General features: G+C 66.2%; 13 protein-coding genes. 7 read left to right on the forward strand and 6 right to left on the reverse strand.

What is annotated here, in order from left to right; genetic code table 11:
- The first annotated feature begins 120 nt into the window (after positions 1-120).
- From AC3WLF_RS24490 to AC3WLF_RS24515, 6 genes are all read left to right on the forward strand, one after another.
- Positions 121-897, forward strand: coding sequence for a class II aldolase/adducin family protein (locus AC3WLF_RS24490; protein WP_492318739.1), 777 nt, complete (start codon positions 121-123; stop codon positions 895-897).
- 52 nt (positions 898-949) lie between these two features.
- A complete protein-coding gene (locus AC3WLF_RS24495; RefSeq protein WP_010813672.1) occupies positions 950-1,138 on the forward strand; it encodes a 4-oxalocrotonate tautomerase in 189 nt (62 codons plus the stop codon).
- Between the two features lie 28 nt (positions 1,139-1,166).
- Complete coding sequence (locus tag AC3WLF_RS24500) at positions 1,167-2,198, forward strand: threonine aldolase family protein (protein ID WP_058696664.1); 1,032 nt, start codon at positions 1,167-1,169, stop codon at positions 2,196-2,198.
- A gap of 45 nt (positions 2,199-2,243) precedes the next feature.
- Positions 2,244-2,828, forward strand: coding sequence for an NUDIX domain-containing protein (locus AC3WLF_RS24505; protein WP_010813670.1), 585 nt, complete (start codon positions 2,244-2,246; stop codon positions 2,826-2,828).
- 50 nt (positions 2,829-2,878) lie between these two features.
- Entirely contained in the window at positions 2,879-3,106 is a 228-nt protein-coding gene (locus AC3WLF_RS24510; protein WP_010813669.1) for a sulfurtransferase TusA family protein, read from the forward strand.
- A gap of 357 nt (positions 3,107-3,463) precedes the next feature.
- Complete coding sequence (locus tag AC3WLF_RS24515) at positions 3,464-3,907, forward strand: GNAT family N-acetyltransferase (protein ID WP_492358947.1); 444 nt, start codon at positions 3,464-3,466, stop codon at positions 3,905-3,907.
- 66 nt (positions 3,908-3,973) lie between these two features.
- On the opposite strand, the gene AC3WLF_RS24520 is transcribed toward AC3WLF_RS24515, so the two are convergent.
- From AC3WLF_RS24520 to AC3WLF_RS24540, 5 genes are all read right to left on the reverse strand, one after another.
- Positions 3,974-5,542, reverse strand: coding sequence for a UxaA family hydrolase (locus tag AC3WLF_RS24520; protein ID WP_492358948.1), 1,569 nt, complete (start codon positions 5,540-5,542; stop codon positions 3,974-3,976).
- A 20-nt stretch (positions 5,543-5,562) separates the two neighbouring features.
- Positions 5,563-6,357: a transporter substrate-binding domain-containing protein gene (locus tag AC3WLF_RS24525; protein WP_492351546.1), complete on the reverse strand. Its 795-nt coding sequence runs from the start codon at positions 6,355-6,357 to the stop codon at positions 5,563-5,565.
- Positions 6,358-6,418: 61 nt separating this feature from the next.
- A complete protein-coding gene (locus AC3WLF_RS24530; protein ID WP_269446640.1) occupies positions 6,419-7,147 on the reverse strand; it encodes an amino acid ABC transporter ATP-binding protein in 729 nt (242 codons plus the stop codon).
- 49 nt (positions 7,148-7,196) lie between these two features.
- Complete coding sequence (locus AC3WLF_RS24535) at positions 7,197-7,847, reverse strand: amino acid ABC transporter permease (protein WP_492318733.1); 651 nt, start codon at positions 7,845-7,847, stop codon at positions 7,197-7,199.
- 15 nt (positions 7,848-7,862) lie between these two features.
- Positions 7,863-8,546, reverse strand: a complete 684-nt coding sequence (locus tag AC3WLF_RS24540) for an amino acid ABC transporter permease (protein ID WP_010813663.1) — start codon at positions 8,544-8,546, stop codon at positions 7,863-7,865.
- A gap of 248 nt (positions 8,547-8,794) precedes the next feature.
- Between AC3WLF_RS24540 and AC3WLF_RS24545 the strand changes: the two genes are divergently transcribed.
- Positions 8,795-9,826, forward strand: a complete 1,032-nt coding sequence (locus AC3WLF_RS24545; protein ID WP_492318731.1) for a GntR family transcriptional regulator — start codon at positions 8,795-8,797, stop codon at positions 9,824-9,826.
- 111 nt (positions 9,827-9,937) lie between these two features.
- Here AC3WLF_RS24545 and galU read toward each other — a convergent pair whose 3' ends face one another.
- The gene (gene galU, locus AC3WLF_RS24550; RefSeq protein WP_011615814.1) at positions 9,938-10,828 is read right to left on the reverse strand and encodes a UTP--glucose-1-phosphate uridylyltransferase GalU; all 891 of its coding nucleotides are present in this window, start codon (positions 10,826-10,828) and stop codon (positions 9,938-9,940) included.
- Between the last annotated feature and the right edge of the window lie 43 nt (positions 10,829-10,871).

Raw genomic sequence — 10,871 nt, forward strand, 5'->3', positions numbered from 1 at the left:
GCCTTTGCCGCCTGGCGCGCCACGCGAGCGGCTGCCGCGCCTGGCGTGCAGCCCGTGGCGCGGCACAGAAGGCCGGGGCTGTACCCGGCACGCGAGACCGGGCGGCGCAGGAGCGACCCCATGTCTTTTGCCTTGCAGCCCGCGCGCGCCGCGGGTGCCCCCATCCAGCCCGTTTCCGCCGAAGAACAGCGCGTGCGCGTCGACCTGGCCGCCGCCTACCGCCTGGCCGCGCGCGAGGGCTGGGACGACCTGATCTACACCCATATCTCCGCCACGGTGCCGGGCGAGCCCGATCACTTCCTGATCAACCCCTTCGGCTTTGCCTTCGACGAGATCCGCGCCAGCGACCTGGTCAAGATCAACGGCCGCGGCGAGGTCGTCGGCGCGACCGTGCATCCGGTCAATGTGACCGGCTTTGCGCTGCACGCCGCGGTGCATGCGGCGCGCGCCGACGCGATGTGCGTGATGCACCTGCATAACACCGCCGGCATTGCCGTATCGGCGCAGGCCGAGGGGCTGCTGCCGCTGTCGCAGCATGCGATGCGCTTCCACGGCCGCATGGCCTACCACGACTACGAAGGCCTGGCCTTCACCCCGGCCGAGGGCGCGCGGCTGACCGCATCGCTGGGTGCGCATCCGGCCATGCTGTTGCGCAACCACGGCACGCTGACGGTGGGCCGCACCGTGGCCGAGGCCTATGTGCTGATGGCGACGCTGATCAAGGCCTGCGAGATCCAGATTGCCGCCCAGGCGGGCGGTGCGCTGGTGCAGCCCGGCGCGGCCGTGGCGGACAAGACCTCGGAGCAGCTCTACGACAATGGCGCCGTCGAAGGCGTGATGGAGTGGCCCGCGCTGCTGCGCAAACTGGATAGAATCGATCCTTCATACCGGGACTGAGCGGGATCGATTTCCCGCCGCGACTCAACCACATACATCAAAGGAGCATTGCATGCCGACTTTCCACGTCGAAATGTTTGAAGGCCGTACCATCGAGCAGAAGCGCAAGTTTGTCGAAGAAGTGACCCGCGTCAGCTGCGAGACCCTGGGCTGCTCGGCCTCGGCCGTCGACATCATCATCACCGACATCAAGCGCGAGAACTGGGCCACCGGCGGCGAGCTGTGGGCCGACAAGAAGTAAGGCTCCATTCAGCCCCACACTGACCACCATGCAGCACTTCGCCTCTGACAACTACGCCGGCTTCTGCCCGGAATCGCTCAAGTATTTCCTGGAAGCCAACGCCAGCGGCCATGAGCAGGCCTACGGCGACGATACCTGGACGCAGAAGGTCTGCGACCGTATCCGCGACCTGTTCCAGACCGACTGCGAAGTGTTCTTCGTGTTCAACGGCACGGCGGCCAACTCGCTGGCGCTGTCGGCGCTGTGCCAGTCATACCACTCGGTGATCTGCCACGAGCTGGCGCATATCGAGACCGACGAATGCGGCGGCCCGGAGTTCTTCTCCAACGGCTCCAAGCTGCTGACCGCGCCCGGCGCCGACGGCAAGCTCACGCCCGACGCGGTCGAGGCGCTGGTGACGCGCCGCTCCGATATCCATTACCCCAAGCCCAAGGTGGTGTCGCTGACGCAGTCGACCGAAGTCGGCACCGTCTACAGCGTGGAAGAGGTGCGCGCGATCGCTGCCATCGCCAAGCGCCGCCAGCTGCGCGTGCACATGGACGGCGCGCGCTTTGCCAACGCGGTGGCGTCGCTGGGCGTGCATCCGTCCGAGATCACCTGGCGCGCCGGCGTCGACGTGCTGTGCTTCGGCGGCACCAAGAACGGCCTGCCGGTGGGCGAGGCGGTGGTGTTCTTCGACCGCCGCCTGGCCGAGGACTTTGCCTACCGCGTCAAGCAGGCCGGGCAGCTGGCGTCGAAGATGCGCTTTATCTCCGCGCCGTGGCTGGGTTTGCTCGAGAACGACGTATGGCTCGCCAACGCGCGCCATGCCAATGCGATGGCGCAACTGCTGCAGCAGCGCATCAGCGATATTCCGGGCGTTCGCATCATGTTCCCGACGCAGTCCAACGCCGTGTTCGCCGAGCTGCCGCTGCCCGCGATCGAGGCGCTGCGCGCCAGGGGCTGGCGCTTCTATACCTTTATCGGCGCCGGCGGCTGCCGTTTCATGTGTTCATGGGACCTGCAGCCGCAGACGGTCGAGGCGCTGGCCGCCGACATGCGGGCGGCTTGCGGCGCCTGACCGGCACCCATACCTATAACGACGAGACCCTTCAGGAGCCCCCAAATGCAATACCGATTCTGCCCGCAGTGCGGCGCGCCGCTTGAGGTGCTGCCGCTGTCCGGGCGCGAACGCCACGCCTGCGTGCAGCAGGAATGCGGCTTCGTGCACTGGAACAACCCGCTGCCGGTGCTGGCGGCGGTGGTGGAGTACCAGGACAAGCTGCTGCTGGCGCGCAATGCCGCCTGGCCGGAGACCATGTTCGCGCTGGTGACGGGCTTCCTGGAGCGCGACGAGCCGCCCGAGCTGGGCGTGGCGCGCGAACTGAAGGAAGAGACCAACCTCGATACCGAGTCGGTGTCGCTGATCGGCGTCTACGAGTTCATGCGCAAGAACGAGCTGATCATCGCCTACCACGTCAAGGCGACCGGCACCGTGGCGCTGTCCGAGGAGCTGGCCGACTACAAGCTGGTGGCGCCGGAGGATGTGCGTGTCTGGTCGGCCGGCACCGGCTTCGCGGTGGCCGACTGGCTGGCCGCGCGCGGCTATCCGGTGCGCTTCTTCGACCGCCAGACCGGCGCCGACATTCCGGACCCGCGCCGCCCGCACGACTTCAGCCTGGTCGGGGGTTCGCTACAATACCGTTGGTGAGGCTGGCCTCCGGCCAGCCGCCCAGCCCCCAGAATCGAAGGAAGAGACGAATGGAGTTCCAGAAAGAAGTGGATGCGCGCGGCCTGAACTGCCCGCTGCCGATCCTGCGCACCAAGAAGGCCCTGGCCGACATGGCCAGCGGCGATGTGCTCAAGGTGCTGGCCACCGATCCCGGCGCCACGCGCGATTTCCAGGCCTTTGCCAAGCAGACCGGCAATGAGCTGCTGTCGCACTCGGAAGTGGACAAGGTGTTTGTGTTCTACATGCGCCGCCGCTGAAGCGCTCCCGCTCCCAAAGAAAAAAGCCGCGTAATTCTGATTACGCGGCTTTTTTCTTTGGGGATTCTGCATCGAGAATATCGCCGCGATTTTCCAGGCGCGCGGCAATCCGACATTTGGCGCAAATCGCAAGTTGTGCATTATTCCTGTGCGAGATCTCTCGCGAAAATTATCCCATTGCGTTTTCCGCCGGTTTTGGGCTGCATTATTCTCCCCATAATGCCGGCGCCGCCGCACATGTGTTTACCCGGATTGGGCTGTCTTTTATGTATGCGCTAAATTACTAATGCGTCCTTGCCTGGTGCCGTGATGGTCACTGTGGGGTGCGGAAGTTGATCAAGTGATTCAGGAGAGGCGATGCCAAGGGACGTCCGTATCCGAGCCGCTGGAATTGCCGATATTCAAGCTATTTCGGAAGTGCTGCAGCAATGTGGGTTGTCAGTTGAAAATGTGAAGCCAGCCGCATGTCTGTGCCATGTCGCTGAATTCGGGGAAATCGTAGCTGGTTGTGCCTGCGGGGAAATATTCGACCAGACCTTTGTCGTCAGGACCGTTGGCGTGCTTCCCGATTTTCGGGACCGAAGAATTGCCACCCATCTGGTTGCGGCCCTGTTGATGCGCGCCCGCGCTAACGGTTGCACCAAGGCCGTCCTGCTGACGACGGAGCATCCGGCCTTTTTTGCGCGCTATGGCTTCTCGCTGACATCCGTGGACGAGTTGCCGACCGAGCTGGAATTGTCCAGGGAATTTCAACGCCGCTTCGGCGCCTGGACGCACTGCATGTGCCGCCGCCTGGACTGAGGCGGGGCAAGACGGAGCGCGGCGGCCCGATAGGCCGCCGCGTCGCCGGCTGCGTGCCGGCGGGCCTCAGGTGATCGCGCTCAGCTGCCAGGGTACGAACTCGTTCTGACCGTAGCCGTGCAGCTCGCTGCGTGAACGCTTGCCGGAGGCCGTGTCCAGCATCAGCTGGAACAGTTCCTCACCGAGCCCGCCAATGGTGGCGCTGCCGTCCAGCACGGCGCCGCAGTTCAGGTCCATGTCGTCTGACTGGCGTTGCCACAGCGCGGTATTGGTCGCCAGCTTGACCGAGGGCGAGGGCGCACAGCCGTAGGCCGAGCCGCGCCCCGTGGTGAAGCAGATCAGGTTGGCGCCCCCCGCGACCTGGCCAGTCGCGGAGATGGGGTCGTAGCCCGGCGTGTCCATGAACACCAGGCCGCGCGCGCGCACCGGCTGCGCGTACTCATAGACCTCGGCCAGGTTGGCCGAGCCGCCCTTGGCGATGCCGCCCAGGGATTTTTCCAGCACGGTGGTCAGCCCGCCCGCCTTGTTGCCTGCCGACGGGTTGTTGTCCATGCTGGCACCGTGGCGCGCGCAATAGTCCTCCCACCAGCGGATGCGCGCCACCAGCTTGCGGCCGATTTCCGGTGTCTGTGCGCGGCGCGTGAGCAGGTGCTCGGCGCCGTAGATTTCGGGCGTTTCGGAGAGGATGGCGGTGCCGCCGTGGCGCACCAGCAGGTCTACCGCCGCGCCCAGCACCGGGTTCGCCGAGATGCCCGAGTAGCCGTCGGAGCCGCCGCACTGCAGGCCCACCACCAGGTGGCTGGCAGGCACCGGCTGGCGCTGCACGGCATTCGCGGCGGGCAGCATCTCCTGGATCATGGCGATGCCGCGTGCGATGGTCCTGGTGGTGCCGCCGCTGTCCTGGATGGTGAAGGTCTGCAGGCGGTCGTCGTGGGCCAGCCCCTGGGTGGCAAGCAGCGCCGAAATCTGGTTGGTCTCGCAGCCCAGCCCGATCACCAGCACGCTGGCGAAGTTGGGATGGCAGGCATAGCCGCCCAGCGTGCGCTGCAGCAGCGCCAGCCCTTCCCCCTGCGGGTCCACCGCGCAACCGACGCCGTGCGTGAGCGCCACCACGCCGTCGACGTTGGGATAGGCGGCCAGCGCCTCGGGATGGATGTCGCGGCGGAAGTGGTCGGCAATGGCGCGCGCCACCGTGGCCGAGCAGTTCACGGAGGTCAGGATGCCGATGTAGTTGCGCGTGGCCACGCGGCCATCGGCCCGCACGATGCCCGCGAAGGTGGCCGGCGCTGCCACCGGCTCCGGCGTGCGCGCATCGGCGCCATAGGCATAGTCGCGCGTGAAGTCGCCCATGGCCAGGTTGTGGGAGTGCACGTGCTGGCCGGGACGGATGTCCTGGCTGGCGAAGCCGATGATCTGCCCGTAGCGGCGCACCGCCTCGCCGGCGCCGATGGCGCGCGTTGCCACCTTGTGGCCGGGCGGGACCAGGCCGAGCACAGTCACGTCTTCTGCGTCGAGCGTGGTGCCTGCCACGAGCTGGTCGCGGGCAATGACGACGTCGTCTTCCGGGTGCAGCCGGATCACGTGCAAGGCGGCGTGCGGCTGTGCTGCCTTGCCGGGGTTGGCAGGTGCGTTCATGCGATGGGCTCCCTCGTTCCTTATTTCAGCATCTCGGCCGGCAGCGACAGGCCGAAATGGCGCTTGTAGATGTCATTGATCCTGCCGTTCTTCAGGTTGGTCCTGACCCAGCCGTCCAGCCAGTCCTTGAGGGCGGTATCGCCCTTGCGCAGGCCGATCGCATAGGGAAAGGTCTGCATCACGAACTTGATCTCCAGGTCGCGCGACGGATTGCTGCGCCTGACCTCCGGGATCACGCTGATGGCCGCGGCCAGGTAGTCCTGCTGGCCGGTGGAGACCGCGGTATTGGTGGTCGCGTCATCCTCGTAGCGCACGATATTCACCGCGGCCACGGCCTTGGCGCCCCGGCTCAGTTCCTGGTCGCTGGTGGTGCCGCGCGTGACCGCGACGGTCTTGCCCGACAGGTCGGCGAAGGACTTGACCTGGGCCTTGGTCGGGCCGCCCACCACCACGGGGATCACGCCATACGGCTCGGAGAAATCGATGACCTTCTTGCGCGCGTCCGTCACGGAAAAGGAGGCCAGCACCACGTCCGCCTTGCGGGTGAGGAGGAAGGGCACGCGGTTGGGGCCCGTGACCGGAACGATCTCAAGTTCGACGCCCAGGTCCTTGGCGAGCAGGCGCGCGGTCTCGATGTCGGAGCCGCTCTGCCTGGCTTGCGCATCCAGCATGCCGTAGGGCGGCGCGCTGATATCGACCGCCACCAGGATCTTCTTGCGCTGCTTGATGGTGTCGAGCGTGTCGGCCGAGGCGGCGGAGGTGCCGGCCAGCAGCAGGGCGGCGAGTGGGGCAAAGAGATAGCGGCGATAGTTCATGAGGTTGCCTCCGTATTGTTGGATATCGAATCGGGTTCTTGCTGCGCGGGCGCCGCCGCGCTTACAGGCCGTTGCTGACGAACTGGCGCAGTTCCGGCGTGGCAGGTTCGTCAAGCAGCCTGCCGCTGCCGCATTCCCAGACGATGCCCTGGTGCATGAACATGATCTGGTCTGCCACCGAGCGCGCGAACGACATCTCGTGCGTGACCAGCACCATGGTCATGCCGTCTTCGGCCAGTTTTTCAATGACCCGCAGCACCTCGCCGGTAAGCTCGGGATCGAGCGCGGAAGTGACTTCGTCGAACAACATCAGGCGCGGCTGCATGGCCAGCGAGCGCGCGATGGCGACGCGCTGCTGCTGGCCGCCGGAGAGCTGTTCCGGGTAGTAGTCGGCGCGCTCTTCCATGCCGACTTGCCGCAGCACGTGGCGGGCCAGTTCGCCCGCTTCCTTGCGCCCCATGCCCTTGACCTTGCGCGGTGCCAGCATGACGTTCTCGGCCACGGTCAGGTGCGGGAACAGGTTGTAGCTCTGGAACACGATGCCGACTTCCTTGCGCAGCGCGCCCAGGTCAACAGCGTCCTCGTGCATGGCATGGCCGCACACATGCAGGGCCCCGCCGCTCACGCGCTCCAGTCCGTTGATGCAGCGCAGGGCCGTGCTCTTGCCCGAGCCGCTGCGGCCGATCAGGGCCACCACCTCGCCGCGGCGCACCGAGAAGCTCACGCCCTTGAGGATTTCCACTTGTCCGAAGGACTTGCTTACCTTGTCGAAGCGGACCACTTCGTCCACGCTTGTCTCCATGACGTTCCTTTGTTGTCGGGTTTTGGCGCTGTCAGGCTCAGGCGCGTGCCTTGTTGAAGCGGCGCTCCAGGCGGTACGAGAGCATTGAGAGCGGATAGCAGATGGCGAAATACAGCGCCGCGGCGATGGTGAACACCAGGAAGGGCTTGAAGGTGGAGTTGTTGACCACCCGCGCCGAATAGGTCAGGTCGAAGAAGCCGATCACCACCGCGTACGACGAGTTCTTCACGATCTGCACCAAGAAGCTCACCGTGGGCGCAATGGCAATGCGGGCGGCCTGCGGCAGGATCACGTACACCGCCCGCTGCAGCGGCGTGAGCGCCAGGCATTCGGCGGCCTCCCACTGCGTGCGCGGCACGGCCTGGATGCAGCCCTTCCAGATCTCGCCGAGGTAGGCGCTGGAATACGCCGTCATCGCGATCCCCGCGGCGACCAGCGCCGGCAGCTCGAAGCCGCCCACGCTGATGCCGAAATACACCACGAACATGATCACCGGCAGCGGCACGCCCTGTACCAGCTGGACGTAGGCGCCCGTGAGCATGCGCAGCGCGCGCCCGCCGCGGCTGCGCGCCAGCGCCAGCGGTACGCCCACCAGCGCGCCGCCGGCAAAGCCCATGCCTGCCAGCAGCAAGGTCCAGCCGGCGCCGCGCAGGATGAACAACACTTGATCGAAAGAGATTCCGTGCATGAGGCGCGCTCCGGTTCAGAGAGGGGTTTGCAGGCGCCGGCGGCGCGTAAAGGCCAGGGCGCCGATGCCTGCCATCGACAGGCGCAGCAGCCAGGACAGCAGCAGGTAGACGAGCGCGATCACCAGGTAGATCTCGAAGCCGCGGAAGGTCTCCGACTGGATGCGGTAGCCCACCGCGGTGAGTTCCTCGGCCGAGATCTGCGACATGATCGAAGTGGCCAGCATCATCAGCACGAACTGGCTGATCAGCGCCGGATACATGCGCTCCACCGCTTGCGGCAACACCACCAGGCGCAGCATCTGCCAGCGCGACAGCCCCAGGCAGGAAGCGGCCTCGAGCTGGCCGCGCGGCACCGACTCGATGCCGGCGCGCACGATTTCGGTGGTATAGGCCGACACGTTCACGACCAGCGCCACCACCGCCGCCGCCATGGCCGGCACCCGCACCTGCACCGCCGCCAGCCCGAAGAAGAGCCAGAAGGCCTGGATCACCAGCGGCGTATTGCGGATCACGTCCACATACACCGTGACGCAGCGGCGCGCCCACGCGGGGCCTTGCGTGCGCACCACGGCCAGCGCCGTGCCCAGCACGAAGCCGAACACGATGGTGGCGACCGACATGCGCAAGGTCAGCCACACGCCGTCGAGCAAGTCCCGCCACCCCGTGGACAGGAAACTGAAATCAAACTGGTAGTCCATCGGCGCGGGTTTCTCCTTCTCATGGCGCCGCCGCGGCCGGCGCGCGCCCTGTCTCTTGTTGTGGCTTCGTTGTCGTGCTTGCGGCGTGCGACACGCGCCGTGGTGGGACGAAATATATGACCATTGCCGGCAATGGTCAATATCAGTGGATACCCGTGTATGATGGAATGCGATGAGATGCCCTGGCGTGCCGCCATGGCTACACTGACCGACCGCCACGTTCTGGAGACAAAGTGCCGAGCCCATCGATGACGACACGAGACCAAAATCGCGTCGCCCCCCTTGCTGCCAGCCTGGAAGCGGAGGAAGCCAGCCGCCATGCGCCGATCTACGCGTTGATCCACCAGGTGCTGCGCAAGGCGATGCTGGACGGGACGCTGGAGCAGGGCACCGTGCTGCTGGAAGGGCCGGTCGCGGAGATCCTGCGCGCCACCCGCTCGCCGGTGCGGCAGGCCTTGCGCGAGCTGGAGGCCGAAGGCCTGGTCAGCCGCTTCGACGGGCGCGGCTATGTCGCCGGCCCGGCCGGCACCGAGCCCAGGCGCGTGCCGCTGGACGCGGCCATGCTGGGCGTGGACAGCGCGCCGGACGTGGCACGCAAGACGCTGGGCTGGGAGGTCATCTACGACGAGGTGGAGCGCAACCTGGTCCACCTGTCGGTGTTCGGGCGCTACCGTGTCAACGAAGTCGAACTGGCGCGCTATTTCAACGTGGGGCGCACCGTGGTGCGCGATGTGCTGCTGCGCCTGGAAAGCCTGGGCATCCTGGAGAAGGACGAGCGCCAGCGCTGGGTCATCATCCCGCTGGATGCGCAGCGCATCCACGATCTCTACGAGCTGCGCTCACTGGTGGAGCCGGCCGCGCTGCGCGGCGCCATCGTCAATGCGGACGCGGCCGAGCTGGCTGCCATGATGGAAGACCTGCACAAGGTGCAGCGTGTCTACCCGAAGGTGTCGCGCACCGCCATGGACAAGCTGGAGCATGACCTGCACGTGCGCCTGCTGTCGCTGTGCCCGAACAAGGAGCTGCTGGGCAGCCTGCAGCGCACGCGCTGCATCCTGACCCTGAGCAAGCATGTACTGGGAGCGTCGGCGCCGATGCCGCAGGAAGATCCCTTCCTCTCCGAGCACATGGCCGTGCTGCAGGCCGCCGCCGCAGGCGCGCCGCGCAAGGCCGCTGAGCTGTTGCGGGAACACCTGGAGCTGTCGTGCGCGAAGGTCACGCAGCGGGCGGTGCAGGTGCGCGAAACGTTCGCGCTGCCGACGGTGTCCTACATCGCCTGAGCGCAAATAAGGAGAGGCCGCAGGCCTCCCGGCATTTGCCGGAATGGTTGCGGCCTCTCACGGCTGCAGACGTCCAGGAACTTCCTTTCCTGTCCGCAGGGCAGGGCGCGATCAGCTGCCGATGCCGGTCAGGTGCTCGCGCGATTCCAGGTAGGCGCTGAATTCAGTCCCGACTTCCGGGTGCTTCAAGGCAAATTCAACGGTTGCCTTCAGGTAGCCCAGCTTGCTGCCGCAGTCATAGCGGCGGCCCTGGTAGCGGTAGGCCAGCACCTGCTCCTGGCCCAGCAGCGACTGGATCGCGTCGGTCAGCTGCAGCTCGCCGCCGGCGCCCGGCTTCAGGTCGCGCAGGTGTTCGAAGATGCGCGGGGTCAGGATGTAGCGGCCGACCACACCCAGGTTGGACGGCGCGTCTTCCGGCGCCGGCTTCTCGATGATGCCCGAGACCTTGATCACGTCCGCATCCCATTCGCGGCCGTCGATCACGCCGTAGGAGCGGCTTTGCTCCGGCGTGATCTCCTCGACCCCCAGCACCGAGCAATTGTAGTGGTTGAAGGTATCCACCATCTGCTTCATCACCGGCGGGTTGCCGTCGATCAGGTCATCGGCCAGCATCACCGCGAACGGCGTGTCGCCGACCAGCTTGGCCGCGCACAGCACCGCATGGCCCAGGCCCAGCGCTTCGGGCTGGCGCACGTAGAAGCACTCCACGTTGGCGGGCTTGATCGAGCGCACCACGTCCAGCAGCGCCTGCTTGTTCTTGGCCTCAAGCTCCACTTCCAGCTCGAAGGCCTTGTCGAAATGGTCCTCGATGGCGCGCTTGGAGCGGCCGGTGACAAAGATCATCTCGGTAATGCCGGCGGCCATGGCTTCTTCCACGGCGTACTGGATCAGCGGCTTGTCCACCACCGGAAGCATTTCCTTGGGGCTGGCCTTGGTGGCCGGCAGGAAGCGAGTGCCCAGGCCCGCAACCGGGAACACAGCCTTGGTGACGCGATTTTCCATATCAGGTGTACCTCTCAGATTCCAGTCCATAACCCTGCCAGCC

This window comes from Cupriavidus sp. FW306-01-F10A, assembly GCF_058782785.1.

Coding starts and splice junctions, on each gene's coding strand:
- AC3WLF_RS24505 (WP_010813670.1), top strand. CDS start 2,244: ATGCAATACCGATTCTGCCCGCAGTGCGGCGCGCCGCTTGAGGTGCTG.
- AC3WLF_RS24545 (WP_492318731.1), top strand. CDS start 8,795: ATGACGACACGAGACCAAAATCGCGTCGCCCCCCTTGCTGCCAGCCTG.
- AC3WLF_RS24540 (WP_010813663.1), bottom strand. CDS start 8,546: ATGGACTACCAGTTTGATTTCAGTTTCCTGTCCACGGGGTGGCGGGAC.
- AC3WLF_RS24500 (WP_058696664.1), top strand. CDS start 1,167: ATGCAGCACTTCGCCTCTGACAACTACGCCGGCTTCTGCCCGGAATCG.
- AC3WLF_RS24520 (WP_492358948.1), bottom strand. CDS start 5,542: ATGAACGCACCTGCCAACCCCGGCAAGGCAGCACAGCCGCACGCCGCC.
- galU (WP_011615814.1), bottom strand. CDS start 10,828: ATGGAAAATCGCGTCACCAAGGCTGTGTTCCCGGTTGCGGGCCTGGGC.
- AC3WLF_RS24525 (WP_492351546.1), bottom strand. CDS start 6,357: ATGAACTATCGCCGCTATCTCTTTGCCCCACTCGCCGCCCTGCTGCTG.
- AC3WLF_RS24490 (WP_492318739.1), top strand. CDS start 121: ATGTCTTTTGCCTTGCAGCCCGCGCGCGCCGCGGGTGCCCCCATCCAG.
- AC3WLF_RS24510 (WP_010813669.1), top strand. CDS start 2,879: ATGGAGTTCCAGAAAGAAGTGGATGCGCGCGGCCTGAACTGCCCGCTG.
- AC3WLF_RS24535 (WP_492318733.1), bottom strand. CDS start 7,847: ATGCACGGAATCTCTTTCGATCAAGTGTTGTTCATCCTGCGCGGCGCC.
- AC3WLF_RS24515 (WP_492358947.1), top strand. CDS start 3,464: ATGCCAAGGGACGTCCGTATCCGAGCCGCTGGAATTGCCGATATTCAA.
- AC3WLF_RS24495 (WP_010813672.1), top strand. CDS start 950: ATGCCGACTTTCCACGTCGAAATGTTTGAAGGCCGTACCATCGAGCAG.